18 protein-coding genes are annotated in these 16301 nt (G+C 61.7%); 4 read left to right on the top strand and 14 right to left on the bottom strand.

What is annotated here, in order from left to right; translation table 11 throughout:
* The first annotated feature begins 60 nt into the window (after positions 1-60).
* Both QM797_RS05875 and QM797_RS05870 read left to right on the top strand, forming a co-directional pair.
* Positions 61-360 carry a WXG100 family type VII secretion target gene (locus QM797_RS05875; RefSeq protein ID WP_283274239.1) on the top strand — a complete coding sequence of 100 codons (300 nt, stop codon included), beginning with the start codon at positions 61-63 and terminating at the stop codon, positions 358-360.
* 222 nt (positions 361-582) lie between these two features.
* Positions 583-1092, top strand: a complete 510-nt coding sequence (locus tag QM797_RS05870; protein WP_283274237.1) for an acyltransferase — start codon at positions 583-585, stop codon at positions 1090-1092.
* On the opposite strand, the gene QM797_RS05865 is transcribed toward QM797_RS05870, so the two are convergent.
* The gene (locus tag QM797_RS05865; RefSeq protein WP_283274236.1) at positions 1089-1646 is read right to left on the bottom strand and encodes an SGNH/GDSL hydrolase family protein; all 558 of its coding nucleotides are present in this window, start codon (positions 1644-1646) and stop codon (positions 1089-1091) included. The two genes, QM797_RS05870 and QM797_RS05865, sit on opposite strands and share 4 nt — an antisense overlap.
* 245 nt (positions 1647-1891) lie before the next feature.
* Complete coding sequence (locus QM797_RS05860; RefSeq protein ID WP_283274234.1) at positions 1892-2113, bottom strand: hypothetical protein; 222 nt, start codon at positions 2111-2113, stop codon at positions 1892-1894.
* 191 nt (positions 2114-2304) lie between these two features.
* Here QM797_RS05860 and QM797_RS05855 point away from each other — a divergent pair, with 191 nt between their 5' ends.
* Together QM797_RS05855 and QM797_RS05850 are read left to right on the top strand one after the other, a co-directional pair.
* A complete protein-coding gene (locus QM797_RS05855) occupies positions 2305-2970 on the top strand; it encodes a hypothetical protein (protein ID WP_283274233.1) in 666 nt (221 codons plus the stop codon).
* A gap of 68 nt (positions 2971-3038) precedes the next feature.
* Positions 3039-3650 (top strand): hypothetical protein, encoded by a 612-nt coding sequence (locus tag QM797_RS05850; RefSeq protein ID WP_283274232.1) that lies wholly within the window; start codon positions 3039-3041, stop codon positions 3648-3650.
* Positions 3651-3806: 156 nt separating this feature from the next.
* On the opposite strand, the gene QM797_RS05845 is transcribed toward QM797_RS05850, so the two are convergent.
* The 12 genes from QM797_RS05845 to gmd all read right to left on the bottom strand — a co-directional run bounded on the left by QM797_RS05845 (position 3807) and on the right by gmd (position 16292).
* Positions 3807-5009: an acyltransferase family protein gene (locus QM797_RS05845; protein WP_283274231.1), complete on the bottom strand. Its 1203-nt coding sequence runs from the start codon at positions 5007-5009 to the stop codon at positions 3807-3809.
* A 198-nt stretch (positions 5010-5207) separates the two neighbouring features.
* Positions 5208-6353, bottom strand: a complete 1146-nt coding sequence (locus tag QM797_RS05840) for an acyltransferase family protein (protein ID WP_283274230.1) — start codon at positions 6351-6353, stop codon at positions 5208-5210.
* 119 nt (positions 6354-6472) lie between these two features.
* Positions 6473-7570 carry a glycosyltransferase gene (locus QM797_RS05835; protein ID WP_283274229.1) on the bottom strand — a complete coding sequence of 366 codons (1098 nt, stop codon included), beginning with the start codon at positions 7568-7570 and terminating at the stop codon, positions 6473-6475.
* On the bottom strand, positions 7567-8112 hold the full coding sequence (locus QM797_RS05830) for a DapH/DapD/GlmU-related protein (RefSeq protein WP_283274228.1): 546 nt from the start codon (positions 8110-8112) through the stop codon (positions 7567-7569). Before QM797_RS05830 ends, QM797_RS05835 begins: the two co-directional genes overlap by 4 nt.
* Positions 8102-8704, bottom strand: coding sequence for an LbetaH domain-containing protein (locus QM797_RS05825; RefSeq protein ID WP_283274227.1), 603 nt, complete (start codon positions 8702-8704; stop codon positions 8102-8104). Before QM797_RS05825 ends, QM797_RS05830 begins: the two co-directional genes overlap by 11 nt.
* A complete protein-coding gene (locus QM797_RS05820) occupies positions 8705-9955 on the bottom strand; it encodes a glycosyltransferase family 4 protein (protein ID WP_283274226.1) in 1251 nt (416 codons plus the stop codon).
* Positions 9952-11307, bottom strand: a complete 1356-nt coding sequence (locus tag QM797_RS05815) for a lipopolysaccharide biosynthesis protein (RefSeq protein WP_283274225.1) — start codon at positions 11305-11307, stop codon at positions 9952-9954. Before QM797_RS05815 ends, QM797_RS05820 begins: the two co-directional genes overlap by 4 nt.
* Complete coding sequence (locus QM797_RS05810) at positions 11304-12137, bottom strand: glycosyltransferase family 2 protein (protein ID WP_283274223.1); 834 nt, start codon at positions 12135-12137, stop codon at positions 11304-11306. Before QM797_RS05810 ends, QM797_RS05815 begins: the two co-directional genes overlap by 4 nt.
* Entirely contained in the window at positions 12134-13024 is an 891-nt protein-coding gene (locus tag QM797_RS05805) for a glycosyltransferase family 2 protein (RefSeq protein ID WP_283274221.1), read from the bottom strand. Before QM797_RS05805 ends, QM797_RS05810 begins: the two co-directional genes overlap by 4 nt.
* A 5-nt stretch (positions 13025-13029) precedes the next feature.
* Positions 13030-14292, bottom strand: coding sequence for an O-antigen ligase family protein (locus tag QM797_RS05800; RefSeq protein WP_283274220.1), 1263 nt, complete (start codon positions 14290-14292; stop codon positions 13030-13032).
* 27 nt (positions 14293-14319) lie between these two features.
* Positions 14320-15273 (bottom strand): GDP-L-fucose synthase family protein, encoded by a 954-nt coding sequence (locus QM797_RS05795; protein ID WP_283274219.1) that lies wholly within the window; start codon positions 15271-15273, stop codon positions 14320-14322.
* Positions 15270-16292 (bottom strand): GDP-mannose 4,6-dehydratase, encoded by a 1023-nt coding sequence (gene gmd, locus QM797_RS05790; RefSeq protein WP_283274218.1) that lies wholly within the window; start codon positions 16290-16292, stop codon positions 15270-15272. The genes QM797_RS05795 and gmd overlap by 4 nt, the downstream gene beginning before the upstream one ends.
* Positions 16293-16301: the final 9 nt, after the last annotated feature.

Raw genomic sequence — 16301 nt, 5'->3', positions numbered from 1 at the left:
CCAACCGGGTGTTACGTTCACCGTAGTGACAGGCACCAACAGCCTCGGGGGAGGAATGTGATGGGGGATCGTCTGGAAGTCGGTGTGGCGGTGCTTCTCGACGCAGCAGCCAGAACCGACCTCGCGATCGAGATGGCGTCCGACGATCTGGCCGTGGTGGCACGCGGTATGTCGGCGTCTACAGCGTGCTGGCCGGGAGCAGCAGGGGCGGCGTTCTCGGCCCTGCTGTCGGCATGGGAGGCAGCCGACTCGACGTTGTCGACCGACGTGAAGGATCTCGCTCGAAAACTGCAAGCATCGGCACGCGAATACGCAGAGGCCGAGGCTCGAACTGAGGCGCAGATTCGCGGTATCGGCTGAATTACTCCGGCCGGAAGCCCGTGGTCGACGGCTGCGCCGTGTACTCGGGAGTGGACCGGATGTAGGGCGATGCCGCGTCGAACCTTGTCGCTACTACGTTCTTCCTCTGTTAACCGGTGAATGCATTTCTTATCGAGCGATAAATAAACCGATGGCTTCCTCGAAATCGGCAAGCCGATGCCTCAGTGAGCCGAAACAACTGCATCACTGGATAATTCAGGCATGGGCCAGGCAAAGATTCGGTTATGGCGAATTCTCATCAATACAGCGATTGCCAGTGCTGTCGTGCCCAACATGAGCCGGGTGAAGGTCTACCGCCGCGCAGGCATCACGATCGGCAACGACGTTCGGGTCTGCAGTGGTGTGTGGATCGACACCAAGCGCCTGACCGTCGGCTCCAAGTCGTTCATCAATCACGACTGCCGTATCAGCAACCTCGCGCACGTGACCATCGGTGAGCGGGTGTCCCTCGCCTCCCGGGTGATGATCACGACCGAAGGCCACACGATGGTCGATCCCGAACGGCGCGCCGGTCCGATCGTGGCGTCGCCGGTGTTCATCGGAGACGGGACGTGGATCGGTGCGGGCGCATTCATCCTTCCTGGCGTCACCATAGGCCCCGGCTGCATCATCGCCGCTGGAGCGGTGGTGATCAAGGACTGCAAGCCGCACAGTCTCTATGCGGGTGTACCCGCTCAGTGGAAGAAAGATCTGCAGATGGATAGCGACTAGGTGGAACAGGAGGTAGGCACCGTACCGAGATCTTCTATCGCATTCGCCAGCGCCGTAGCGAAGAGCGAGTGCCCCTCCCCTGTGGGGTGCAGGTCATCGGACAACCACAACGAGGCCTCTGCAGGATCCAACCAAGTCAGCGCATCGATGAATGGAACATCCGCGGACTGGGCGGCAGCTCGAACAGCGTCGCGATTTGCGGTAGATCTTTCGATACTCACACCGGGCGGTGATGCGGGTCCGACGGCAATCACGTCGGCGTCCGGGAGTTCCGAACGCAACTGGCTCAGAACGGTGTCTGCTGCGGCCGCGGTGCTCTGACCTCCGGGGTCGTTCGTGCTGCCTTGAACGATGACGATGTCGGGATCGATCTCGATGACGCTGCCCAGTCGGCTGCCGTATGTTCCTTCGTTCTCGGCGGACTGCCCATCGGCCTCGTATCCGGTGCCGCCGTGGCCGTTGGCCACCACGGACCAGCACAACTTCCTCGCCAGTAGCGCCGGAAACTGGGCGTCCGCGTCTCCCGTCGCCTCGGAGTATGAGTCGCCGAGCATCACTACGGTCGGTTGCGAAGATTCCAGTCGGGGCGACGTATAGGTAGATACATAGTCGGGCTCAGTTCTACCGATCGCAGTAACAACCGCCACTCCGAGAAACACGAGCGCACCGACCACTATGACTGAGGTCCCGAGACGCCACCCATTCCACGTCATCCGAGCGGCTCGTTGTTACACATCACAAGATCATCCCGCATCGGGGGAATATGCGCTCGAGGAACGGAAACGACATCGTCTTCAAATCAAGGGCGACGCTCTCGCGTTCCGTTAGGACAACTTTGAGGCGGGCAGCTAGACGGTGAACGCTCGTCGTCGACAAGCTGCGTCTCGTGCTTCTCTGCGCGGCGCAGCTCGGCGGCGGCTTCCTCGAGCTTGGTGTGGCTGATGGCTTGGCCGATCCACACTGCTGCAACCGCGCCGAGCACGACCCATACGGCGACGATGCCGACAACCCACCAGAGCATCCAAACAGCATGACAGGTTCAGTGACAATGCACAGGAAAATGTCAATGCTTGATGTGACTGAATCCAATCGTACAGGCGGGTCTGGCAACGATCCAAGATGCCTGGAAGTAGGTTCTCCATGGACTCTGTAGGTGGGCGAGAGATGTCCGTCCAGGTCGGCAACGGCACCTCGAAGATCACGAATTGAGTTGTGGCGAAACCCAACCCGATCGGCGTCGACCACCCACCCCATCTCGTGGGGTGGTCCACCGGGGGCGGTGCCATCGCACGATTCGTGATCGAAGGCCACACCGCTGCGTCGCTGACGTTGATCGACCCCGTTGCTCCCTACGGATTCGGCGGCGCAAACCCCGACGGAACACCGTGGTACGACGATTACGCCGGCAGCGGTGCCGGCATGGTCAATCCGACATTCCTCGAGCATCTCGCCGCAGGAGACCGATCCACCGACAGCCCCTTCTCACCGCGCAACGTCATGGCACCCACGTTCTGGGGAGGCGATCCTCTCGCCCCGTCCGAACAATCGACGACGCTCTTCGAGGAATCGATGACCACCTGGATCGACGAGAACAACGTTCCCGGCGACGTCGAATCCTCGAACAACTGGCCGGGGTATGCACCCGGAACTCGCGGAATCCTCAACGCCCTGTCACCCAAATATCTGCACTGGAACGAGATCGTCGAGCTCGAGACCAAGCCTCCGATCATGTGGACCCACGGGGCACTGGACGCCGTGGTCTCGGACAACTCGACGTGGGATGCTGCGGTGCTCGGCGCGGGGGTCTGGTGGCGGATTGGCCCGGGCCGGACGTCTGCCCGGCACAACCGATGGTCACTCAGATCAGAACCGGGTTGATCAGATCTCGGCGCCAAGCAGGCGTCAAAAGGTGTTATGCACCCACTTCGGTTGTCGCTCAGGTAGCGATGGTGACGTCCGATGTGGCGATGGTGGCAGCGAAAGTCGCGCGCCCATCCGGCATCTCTCGGTGGGAATACCTTCAGACCGTCCGCAACTCCCGCAAGCTCGTCGGCGTCGCGTGGGGAACGTCGAGCTACGAGGGCACAGGCGCGTCGCCGCCGTCGCAGCGCATTCCGTCGCGCCTCGAAGACCTCCTGCAAGCACAGACCAATCCGGCCGGCGTCGCAGGCGGCTACACCGTGCTGATCGCCGTCGACACGTCACTATTCACCGGCACCGCGCAGAGTTCGGTCAGCTCCGCAGGTTTCTGCTCGCAGTCCCGCAACCTCGCCTCGGGTGGGGCGATCACCCACTCCGCAGCAGTTACGGCAGGATTCGACCTGTACTTCGAGGCCGGTTCCGGCTCTGCGATCACCGTCTCCATAGACGGCGGGCGCAGCCGAAGCGGTGACCACGACAGCGCAGGACGTGTGGTCCTCTCCCGCACGGTTCCGGCGGTCGTGGTGATGGCGATAGTGTGCGCGCCGCGCGTCAGTGCCTCGACCAAGCACGGCCTGCGGCTTTCGGGTGACACCACAGCAAAGTTCATGACTTCTCAGTCGCTGCGAGCCAGGTAACCGAACGTTCGAGTTCGTACATCTCCGCGCAGTCGGCCGAGCACGTGTAGGTCGTCTGTGTGGAGTCGTCGGGGATCGGACAGCCACAGTTACGGCAGTGGGCGCGGCGCATCCGGTGGAGCTCGACGCGGTACTTCACCCATCGGAATGCAGCGGTCACGGCGCTGACGTTGCTGCGTGACTGCCACTTCTGGTGGAGACTGTGTTGCGCTTGAGCTTCAAGGCAGGGCGTTCGATGCCGTAATACGTGATGCTTGCCAACCCGACAGCAACGACGAAGACCAGCGCGAGGTTGCCGTAGAAACCAGGCAACGTCTCGGGGAACACCCAACCGTGGCGTGCCAGGAACCAGATCACCGGGATGTGCCAGAGGTACAGGCTGTAGGAGACCTCGCCTACGTACCGGAACGGTATAAATTCGAAGACCCTCGCGAGAATGCTGGGGCTGTCCGCACGGTTCGGAAGTGCGACGAACATGATGATCGCGCCGCCGAGCGCGGCCCACACGGTGTCCTCGACGACGGTATGCCGACCGATTGCGACAACAGCGAGACCAGCTACCAGGCCAGCCCAGCGTGCGTATTGGCGAAGGCTGGCGGGCAGAACGCCGGCGTTGAAGAACGCGACCATGACGGCCGCGAGCATTCCGAAGGCGAACAGGTCGGCGTGCACGAGGAAGCTGCGAGCGAAGACGGCGGTCCAGTTGCCGCCCCATTCGAGGTAGAACCGCTCGTTGGCATCAACAGGATTGACGGTCAGCGCTTGCACGGCCTTGCCCACCAGTCCGATGCCGAGCATGACGGCGGGGGGAGCGAGCGCGAGTATTACGGACGAAATGCCCGTGCGCCGCAGTCGGTACGCGATGATCGCCAGGACGCGCAGTATTAGGTAGAAGATCAGCTCGACGGTCAGACTCCACGACACACCGAGGCCGGTCTTGATCGTGCTCGGAAACAAAGTGTGCAACATTGTTGCGTTCGCGAGCAGCTTGATCGGGTTCGTCATGTAGCCGACCGACGACTCTGCGCCCTCCGGGCCAACGTCGGGGCCGACCGAATTCGCGTAAGCGACACCGAACACGAGCGAAACCAGGAGCAGGATCACGATGTACGCCGGGAAGATCCGGAGACCGCGGTTCTCGAAGAAGCGGTCGATGCGCGGGAATCTCTGCCCGGTCACGATCGCCCGCGCAAATGACAGGTACAGCAGGAAGCCTGACAGCGCGAAGAAGAGGGTTAGACCTTGGCCCATGACAGCGAACAGTGGGTCGACTACGCCCTTGTCGACGGATCTCGCAAGGTGAATGCTGACGTGCCCGACGAGGACTGTGACTGCGGCGATTCCGCGCAGACCTTCCATTCCCAGAATGCGGGGCCCGGACGACGGCGCAATGGGCTCTGCGAGACCACCCGTATTTTCCTTCGGTATTCGCGCATCATGCCCTAAACAAGACCTGTCGGCACGTCGAGTCATCCGAGACAATGACTCCGCCGATCGGGCACAGAACGCGAGGTCTTCTACCGGGCAACTCCTGAGAAAGACGTCACCCTTTCCAAGTCAGAGCGCAGTACCGGGCTTGGGGCGACGATTCCACTTGGCCCGGTTCTCTCGGCGGAACGGGCGCTCGGCGATCCGCGAGAACCCATAGCTGGCAGCAAGCACAGCGGGGCAGATCACAAGCGCCAGAATCGCCCACTGCACAGCGCGATCCGCATCGAGCGGCTCGACCAACGCCTGCCAGCCGACCTGCAGAAGCTGGGCATGCACCAGATACAAGCTGTACGAGAACGCAGCGGTGAACACAAACGGCCGGGAAGACAGTGACCTGCGCAGCGGGCCGACTTGTCCACGATCGAGTGACGCGATCAATGCAATGACGGCCATCCCGAGAACGACGTCGATCCAGTAGAAACGCGCTTCGACCCAAACGTAGGGGTAAAGGACACACAGCGCGACAACAGCCGTCGCACCGAGTGCAGCCAACGACCGAAGCGGAACCTTGGCCACGAGTTGCGGGTAGTTGACGGACGCAACCTTCGCGCCGACCGCGAGAGCAAACAGTACGTAGTACTCGAAATGGAACCAAGTGAAGACCGCTGGTAGAGCAAAGAACAGACCGAGACCAGCGACACCGATTGCCACACCTCCCGCAACCGCCACCGCCCAGCTGTTCGAGAGCCGACGTAGAAGCAGGATGAGTGGCAACAACAGGTAAATGTGCCACTCCACCGAGATCGACCAAAAGGTGTAGGAAACATTGAGCGGCAACACATCTTGCAGTAGTAGCGCGTTGACGACCCAGCTCCTGGGATCGGTCGGCACTACCAAATCCCAGTGTGTTCCGGTTTCGTCGCCGATGTACACAATGACCAGAACGATCGACAGGGCGAGTGCGATCCAGTAGGGCGGGATGATCCGCCACGACCGATCGATCATGTACGCGGCCCAGCCACACGGTTGATTGCCTCGCTCGGTTGCAATGCCGCCTGCCAGCAACCACCCGGCCAAGACGATGAATACAGTCACTCCAAAGTGTCCGAACACGAGCCAGCCGAAGACGTTGCCAACCCATCCCTCGGCGCGTACACCGAGGCTGATCGGGTACGCCATCATGAACGCGTGGTGGAAGAGCACGAACAGTGCTGCGAGAGCGCGTAGTCCGTCGAGATAACGCACGTGTCTATCGACGGAAGGGTTGCTCACAACGGCATCATGCCGCAACGCACGGCTGTTCGCCGGTTCGTTCACCCCTCAGAACGGAGCGGGCCGCACACGTCTACCGAAAGCACCAACCGGATAGTGAGACAGCATCGACGATGGAATCACCGGTACAAGTCGATCAGCTCAGCGGCGACAGTCTCGATGCTCAATCGGGATCGCACCGCAGATCGCCCTCGCGTGCCCATGTCGCGTGCTCGCTCAGGATCATCGAGCAGTTCGTCAATAGCATCCGCGACGTCGCGTGGGGTCGGATCGACAACAAGACCGGCATCGTGCACGGTCACCAAGCCGGCGAGTCCGCAAGAACGGGTGATGACCACAGGGAGACCAACGGCCATCGCCTCCAAGACTGTCATCGGAAACGGTTCATCCACGGCCGGGAGTACATACACGGCGGCTTCTCGGAGCTTGTCCAACACCTGATCAGGTTCGAGTGCACCGATCCACTGGATCTGGTGTTCGCCTCGGATCGCCTCTCTAATTCCCGGACCGTCGCCCTCGTCCGGGCCGACGAGAGTGAAGCGTGCAGTCGAACCCTGCCCGATCAGGAGCTTCGCCGCCGCTACGAAGACCGGTGCGTTCTTTCGTTTCTGTAAGCGCCCGACGAAAAGAATCTCCCTCGATTCCGACGCGGTGGAAATTCTCATGTCCACGAACGCAACCCCGTTCGGCAGCTCGACGCACCGCAAGTCCGAACCGTCGACCTGCTGTACCGCCTCCACCTCACGTTGGTTCAAACACAGCGCCACAGCGACGCTGCGCAGAACGGGTCGAGTCAGAAACCGATCGAATACTCTGGCAACAAAACGACTGTCGGGCAGAATCATCCCGTGGGTTTGACTGAGCACCCGCTTGCTTCTGAGACTCGCGAGTCGGGCGATGGGCATTGTCACGAGATCCCGTGCGAGGTGTACGTGGACGACGTCGAAGCTGTCCAGATGCGCATACACCCAGCGAATCAGACCCACCGATGTCAACCCGGCGAATCCTGCCTTCGGAATCAATTGTATTGCGGGAAATAGCCGGAGATCCACCCCACTACGCTCCGTTGGCACCACCTCGTAGCCGCGGGTGGCCGCGCACACCGTCACCTCGTGACCCCGTCGGGTCAGCTCGACGGCCTGATTCAACGCGACCGTCACCGGGCCTCCGTACGCCCGGTCGGGGGAGATCAGCGTGACGACGTGAAGGATTCTCACGACGGTGCAATAGCCGTGATGACCGTACCGGCTGGAACGTCTCGGTACACCAACGCAGTCGCACCCACTACGGCGTTGTCGTGCACCGTAACTCCCCGCAGCACAGTGGATCTGGCACCGAGCCACACCCCGTCACCGAGCCGGATCGGGGCGTTGTCGAACTCGAACGTTGGGGAATGCCGGTCGTGACTTCCGGTGCACAACAATACTTCTTGAGACACGCAGGTGTCGTGACCGATCTCCACCGGCTCGAGGTTCAGGATCCACACACCCTCACCGATCCAACTGTTGTCCCCCACGGTCAGCTTCCACGGCCAGTGAACACGCACCCGGTGGCGAACCAGGACGCCGGATCCGATTTTCGCGCCGAACGCTCGAAGAATGGCTATGCGTACCGAATTGGGGCACCACCATCTCATCGCAACTGCACCGGAGACCAACAGCCACGCGACTTGCACGACGGGGCCCCGTCCCTTGTCGTAACCGTGGCCACGGAACCCGGCCAGAGACCACGCCGAGTCGCCTCCCGCACTACTGGTCATTGCTTGACTTCCTCGCCACAGTGGGGCCGGCGAGCATAGTGGTGGCCGGCTCAACATCGCGAAAGACAACGGCGTTCGGGCCGATTCTGCACCCGTCGTGCAGCATGATCGGTCCGGTCACCACCGCTCCAGGACCGACAGTGACATCGTCGCCCAAAGTCGGACGCCCCTTCGACGAATACCCCACCGACGCATTCTGATTGATCCAGCAGTTCGATCCAATGGATTCGGCCGAGACGAGGGTTGCATATCCGTGCTGGATGAACAGCCCGGGTCCGATCGAGTCCGCTTCCAGGATGAGAGTGGGCTCTCCTCGGTAGACCACTTTCAGAACCGCCCTGATCACCGTGGGTGCCGCGCGAATACGGTAGTGCAGCAACGAGCGGAACTCCCTCAAAGCACTTGCAAGATAACAGAACCGAGCATACGGTCCGAGTTCGTTCAGTTCGGGCAGGCCGATGCACTCGATCCATCGATCGACGTCCGCGCGCACGATGGCACCGGCGTTTGCTCGGGAGACTCCGATCTCGAGTGGGTATGCATACAGATACCCGAGCCGCAGCAACCAGATCTTGCTTCTCGAATACGCCATCTACCGCCTCCTCCGCTCACTGTGCGACGCAACAGTAGCGTGAGCCCACGCCTCGAATCTGTCGAGTGCTGCTGTCCGAGTCAGGGCGTCGCTGACGTACTCGACCCCGCGCCGCCCCATCGCAGCCGCACGCCCGGGGTTCGCCGCCAGCCCCAGAACGCCATCGAGCAAGGCATGAGGATCCCCCGCTGCCACAGCAACTCCGGCACCGGAGCGCTCCACCTCACGACGGGTGATGCTGCCGGCATCGGTTGCTGCCAGTATTGCTGTGCCACTGGAGAAGTACGACGTCAGCTTGCTGGGAATCGACATCTGCGACAACCCACGTTTTTCGTTGACGAGCAGCACATCGGCCGCAGCAAGTGCCTCCGCGTATTGCCCCTGTGGATATGGTCGGTGAAACTCGATCGACCGCACTCCTCGTGCCGCGCCTTCCAGATGGGTGCGGCGGTTGCCGTCCCCCACCAGGAGAAAACGAACCCGCAACGACTGTTGATCGACCAATTTAGCTGCCTCGACCACATTGTCGAGCTCCTGTTTCACGCCCATATTGCCCGTATGAAGCACCACGATCTCGTCCTGCGCCCAGCCCAAACGTGCACGCACACAGTCACGGTCGACCTTGGGCACGACCGAGAGATGGGTCCAGTTCCTGATCACAACAACACGTTCGGGGTCCAGCGAGTACCGGCCTACCAACTGCTGCTGAAACTGCTCGTGTGCCACGACGACCGAATCTGCCGATCGCAGAATTCTCCCCTCCAGTGTCGCGGTCCAACGAGCACCTCGGCTTCCCACCAATCCTGTTTCACTGGCTCCGGGTCCATATAGATCCTGCACCCAAATCCCGATTGGAGTGAACCGGGCCGATACCCGCGCACGCAGGCTCGCCATCCCCGTGGCCAGCAGGGCCGGCGAAACACAGACCAGCAGATCGACTTCGGGCCAGGCCGCGGTCACCAATCGCGCGCCGAAGGACGCCTCCATACGCACCCGGCCCGCAGCGCCAGCACCCGACGGAACGACGTGGCGTAGCCGAGTGACGGGGACACCGTCGATGACCTCGTGGAGAGTCGTACCGCCGTAGCGAGGGTCGACCGACCACTGAGGATAGTGCGGATAGCCGGTGATGACGCTGACTTCATGCCCCCGCTCGTTCAATCCCGATGCGAAATCGGCTGTGTACGGGGCGATTCCGGTCGGTTCCGGCGCGTAGTTCAGGCCAAGGATGCCGATCCGCAGTGGTCTCACGTTCGCATCCCGTCGACCGGCCGGCGCTGCCTCACGAGCCGAGGCACTCCGAGCAGATCCGGTAGCACCTGGGCGAGCAGGACCGCAATCGCGGTGACACCAACGACGCCGACTGCACCGTACGTCGGTGCCACCAGAACAGTGCCGACCAGGGTGATCACTGCCATCGCTGCGAGGCAGCCCGCCTGCCATCTGGCCTCTCGCGGTGTAGTCAGCAGCATCCCCGCCGGTAGGTGAGCACATTGCAGCACGAGCAGAACAGCGAAAGCCGCGGCGAGGGTGACCGGAGTACCGATGTCACCACCGGACAGCATCGTCCCCACCCACGGCCCCAGAAGCACGAACGCAACGGCGATGACCGCTCCTCCGGCCGCGAACGCGCCCGTCGCCGTCAGCCACAGCGTCACCGTCGCCGTCGCGTCGGACCGACGCCGAACGAACATCGGCCACATCGTCAGGGCTGCGGTGGAAAAGACCGTCCAGCCGATCGCGTACATCTGCGCGAACAACGAATACTGCGACAACTGATCGGGGGTAGATCGGTGCGCCAGCACCACCCGCTGTACTTGGAGACCGAACGGAATTCCGATCGAGATGACGAACATCCACAAAGATCCGGCAAGCAAACCACCCACCGGACGCTCGGCAACCCGAAAGCCCACCACCCGCGGACCCAGTCCCGCAGCCCTGGCTGCGACCACAGTTCCCACGGCATTGCCCAGCAGTGCACCCACGATCGGCGGAAGGACGAACCAGATACCCTCCACGCCGGCCGAATACAGCACGAGCGCAACGCCCATACCAAGCAACGAGTTGCTCATCATCACGAGCACTACCGTCGACGTCCGATCGATTCCGACGAGAATGCGCAATCCGAGACCGGCCGGAATCGACAGCCCGAACAACGCCACCGCGAGCGTTACCGCCCATCGGTCGTTCGCGCCGGACCGAATACCGAGGATTGTTCCCCAGCCGTCGACGGCCATCACCACCAGAGCAACAGCGATCACCGACAACGCCACCAACCCGAGAACTCGGTAGGCGCGACCGATCACTGCCTGCGCCGACAAGTCCTGACGCAGATTCGAGCTGCGGGAGCACGCAGTGGTGACGGTGGCTCCGATTCCCAGGTCGGCGAACGGAAACAGCACAGCAACCGACCCGACGAGGGCTACCAGGCCGAAGCCGATTTCGCCGGTGGACGCGATGGTGATCCCGGTGGTGACTAGCCCGGCAACCGCGATGACCGGGGTACCGCCGACTCGAAAAGCCGTGCTCCGCAACAGCGATCGCCGCTCAGCGTGATCGAGCATCGGCGACGATGCGCCCGAGGCATCGGCTCCCGCGCTCATCGATCGCTCCGTCGTCGCGGCAGTTCAACACGAACCAGCCCGGATATGTGTCTGATCGTCGCCTTGGTGCGGGCCGTCCATTCGACCCAGGCCGACATGACGCGAGACCTGGCGCGTCCGCCGTACGGGTAGTAGCCGATAAGGTCCCATGACCTTCGGACATCTGCGAAATGTTCCTTCTGCGGCCGCACCGATCCCACACCCGAGGCATCGAAATCGGTAAGCACGACCGGCACCACATCGGGCTCGGCAAACAACGCGGCTCGCAGCATGAACAGCTGGTCGGCGGCCAGTCCGAATGTCGTGTCGTATCCACCGAGCGCCGTGACCACGTCGCGGCCGATGAACGCGGCTTGATGGGGAATGGGTCGGATACCCAGCGCAAAACCAACGCGGTCGAACGGCATGTATCCCCACTCCCCCAGCGATGCACCATCGAGCCTGCGTACCACCTTGCCGTAACCCCACCGGTCCGCAGTACTACGAGTTCCGTTCTTGGACAGTTCGATTGCAACGGTTGCGACCGTTCCCGAATCAGCAAAGCTGTCGCCGGAGTGCAACCACCACAGAATATCGCCGGACGACTGGCCCGCACCCTGATTCATCGCGTCGTACCGGCCGCCATCCTGTTCGGACTGCCAGTAACGAAGATGACCTTGACTCTGCAAGTAGCGTTCGACGAGATCGCCGGATCCTCCGTCGATGACGATGTGCTCTATGTGCGGATACTTCTGCGCACGAACACTATCGATGGTCGCCCGCAAGCCCGGGGCGTCACGGTAGGAGATGGTGATCACCGAAACGACGGGCAGACGATTTCCCTCGGTCACGGTCTGCGCGCCGTCCGGGTCATCAGCGCACCGAGTTTTGCGACCGCATAAAGCACTGCCCATACTCCCGGTGAACCATGCCGAAATCCGGCCCGCACAGCCCGGAGTAGCCCTGCCACAGAACCGGCCGACACGGCTGCAGCCACTGGACTCGTGAGGTAGTAGTCACCGCGAGTACGGGCGCTGGCACCGCGGAGATACTGCCGACCCCAGTCGATGTACCGATCGACTGACGTAAACGCATTGTTGGACAATGAGTTCGAGCCAACCCGATAGACGACGTAAGGGTCTGCAAGTTGTTCGATTCGAGCGTGGGGATACTTCGACCGGACGGCCAGCAACCACGTCGACTCGTCGTGCACAGCATCACGCTTTTCGTCCAGCGGGACCTCGAGCGCAAGGTGTCGGGGGAACAGTAGCGACGACGTCTGCACGAATCCGTTGGCAGGACCGGACCGATGAAGTGAGTAGGTGTAAAGATATTGGGCGATGTCCTGCAGAGGATCGATCGGGCTGCGGGGCAATAGTTTTTCGTGACCATCCTCGCGCCGTACCGCGCACGCGCAGGATGCAATCGACACCTCAGTGGGATTCGAGCCAAGACGCAGTAGTTGAGCTTCGATCTTGAACGGGTGCCACAGATCATCGTCGTCGAGCAGTGCGATCATGTCACCACGGGCAGCATCGACACCCACTTGTCGCGCTCCCGGTGCGCCCAATCCCGGACCGCAGCGCAACACTCGCACCTGCTCGGAAGTCGAGAGTTCGAGATCATCGACTGTATCTGCCACCACGATGACTTCCAGTATCGGAACGCTCTGTTGCAGGACGGACCCAATTGCCTCGACCAAGCACGCGCGCCCCACGGTAGGGATGACGACGCTCACCGATATCACTGCGAGGAACCTGCCGTCACAGGCCGCTTCGGGCGGAGAAGAACGCACAGCACCGCGACTGCCGCGAACACAGTGGCGAGGTTATACGACCACGGCGAGAACACAAGATCCCAACAGGCCTGTACCGCAACCAGAGTGGTGACGGGCATCCACCGTCCAGCTCGGCCCGGCCTGATGATGATGACCAAGCACGAGGCGAGCAACCACAGCGGAAGCAGAGCTCCGAAGATTCCGGCCTCGGCCCACGTTCCCAGGACGATCGAGTGGAAGGACGCAGAACCGTCGGGCAACTTCCACACGAACTCGAACCTGAAGTCGCGTGGAAATCCGATGTCGACCGCCAAGAGTCGAGCGTGCGCGAAGACGTACTCGGGAATGTTGTGCGCGCTCCCCCAGCCGAACCACGGCTTCTCCACGATCGCACTGAACGACAGTGGCGGCTCGGTTCTTCCGGACAAGATCATCGGAACACCCTCGCCGAGCTGGCTCGAAACCTTGGTTTCGAGAGCCCTTCCGAACAAGCCGGAGCGAGACGCGTAGGGAAGTATCAGAGCAAACGCTGCGACCATTGCCACGACTGCCGTCACCATGCGCAGCGGACGATATTGGGTGAGTTGGCGCTTGCTGATCACCAAAATCAGGACCGCGACAACACAGACCAGCGCGTGCGATCGGAAATTGAGAGCCAAACTGGTCAAAGCCAGCAGCACCAATGCCGCAGAAATTACGTAGATGGACTTCTGTCGAATCACCAGAACGTAGACGATCGATACAGTTACGGCCGGAGCAAATCCGTACTTCCAATTGTCGGCCAATCCGCCCCCGATGGTCAGAGGCGTGCCCACGAATGCATAGAAGATACCGGTACCGATGCCAATTCCAACCAGGAGCGCACAGACGTCCTCGACGCGGCGGCAGAGCAGCGAGATACCGACGATGTACAGGGCGAGGGAGAGGAACACGACCGAGTTGGGCCCACCGTCCGGCAGCCCGTTGACGGTTGCCGATGTGGCGTAGGCCAGGAATCCGAGGATCGACATCACTGCCGGAATCCAGGCCCGTCCGATGGATGCGGACATGATCAGGGCCGGAACCAGCAGCGCACAGATGACGGACAGACCGGTGACGGTGTAGTTGGCTACAGGAACGCCCGAGGCGGCACCAACAGCAATAAATCCGAGGCTGCGCCGGTTCGGAACTCGAAGCGGGCTATCTCGGTCGGCAGCTGCCGCTACACGCAACGAGGAGTCGAGGGGCACCGAGCACCTCCTCAGCGCCATGCACGATCATGATCTCATCGTTTCGAGATTGTCGTAATACCAGCGGACGGTCGATGAAAGCCCCTCCCGGAACTCGATCGTAGGGGTCCATCCGGTGCCGTGCAGCGCGCTGACATCGAGGAGCTTTCTCGCCATACCGTCCGGTTTCGACGTGTCCCAGATGACCTCGCCGTCGTAGCCGACGAGTTCGGCGACGATACTCGAGATCTCGGCGATCGAACGGTCCTCGCCGACGCCCACGTTCATGTGACGCGGTCCGTCGTAGTGATCGAGTAGATGCACGCACGCAGAGGCCATGTCGTCGACATGCATGAATTCGCGTCTCGGCGTTCCGCTTCCCCAGTTGGTGACCGACTCGACTCCACGGTTGCGAGCGTCGACGAATCTACGGATAAGGGCCGGAAGTACATGCGAGGTCTGCGGAGAGAAGTTATCACCGGGCCCGTACAGATTGGTCGGCATCGCAGAGATCCAGGGGCGTCCGAACTGCTTTCTGACCGACTGCACGCCGATGATCCCCGCAATCTTCGCGATTGCGTACGCGTCGTTGGTCGGTTCGAGATGACCGGTGAGCAGGTAGTCCTCTTTGAGCGGCTGGGGGGCATGCTTGGGATAAATGCAGGACGAGCCCAAGAACAACAACCTGTCGACGTCGAACTCGACAGCCGCATCCATCAGATTGACCTGAATCTGGAGATTCTCCGACAAAAAGTCCATGGGGAGCGTGTCGTTCGCCATTATCCCGCCGACCTTCGCTGCAGCTACGACGACGTTGACGGGCCGGCGCTGCGAGAAGAAATCGAACACGTCGCGTCTGTGCGTCAGATCCAGCTCTGCCGAAGTCAACCCGATGAGATCGGTGAAACCGGCTTTCTCGAGGGCACGCCACACTGCTGAGCCGACCAATCCTCGATGCCCGGCCACGTACATCGGCGCACGCCGATCGAGGGGCCCGGTCATGACCACCCCGCGGTGATAGGGCGGTCGATCCATGGCTTTCCCGTGGATTGCAAAGCCTCGAGATCAGCCTCGACCATGATCCCGGCCAGACGGTTTGCCGTGATGGTGGGGTCCCAGCCGAAGGCAGATCGGGCCGCCGATGCATTTCCGATCAGAGCATTGACCTCGGCAGCACGGAGGTACCGATCATCGAACTCGACGTGCTCCTGCCAGTCGAGTCCGGCGTGTGCAAACGCTGCGTGTGCGAACTCCTTCACGGTCGTTCCCACACCCGTCGCCAAAACTAGATCCCGAGGATCGTCCATCTGCAGCATTCGCCAGATCCCCTCGACGAACTCGGGTGCGTAACCCCAATCTCGCACTGCGTCCAGGTTGCCCAGGTATACCCGCTTCTCGAGCCCCATCTTGATCCTGGCCACGGCGCGGGTGATCTTGCGAGTTACGAAAGTCTCCCCGCGCCGAGGAGATTCGTGGTTGAACAGGATGCCGCTCACAGCGTGTAATCCATACGCCTCGCGGTACATCTGCGTCATGGAGTGGGCATATAGCTTCGCTGCAGCGTACGGCGATCGGGGATGGAACGGCGCGCTCTCGTCTTGTGGCGGTGGGGTAGAGCCGAACATCTCCGAGCTGGACGCTTGGTAGTAGCGGCATTCGATCTTCGACTGCCGCACCGCCTCGAGTAGACGAACCGATCCGAGCCCGGTTACCGCCCCCGTGTGCTCGGGCTCGTCGAAACTCACTCGTACGTGGGATTGGGCCCCGAGGTTGTAGATCTCGTCCGGAACGATCTCCATCAGCAGAGACACCAACCGTGCGCTGTCGGTCAGATCGCCGTAGTGCAGAAAGAGCCGGCGGTCGGGGTCGTGTGGATCGGTGTAGAGATGTTCGATCCTCGAGGTATTGAACGTCGACGATCGACGTATCAGTCCGTGCACCACATAGTCCTTCGACAGGAGCAACTCCGCAAGGTAGGAGCCGTCCTGTCCGGTGATGCCGGTGATCAGCGCACGTTTCATTCCGGCTGA

Source organism: Rhodococcus sp. IEGM 1381, assembly GCF_030056795.1.
Classification (GTDB): Bacteria; Actinomycetota; Actinomycetes; order Mycobacteriales; family Mycobacteriaceae; genus Rhodococcoides.
This window is presented reverse-complemented; position numbering and strand designations above follow the sequence as displayed.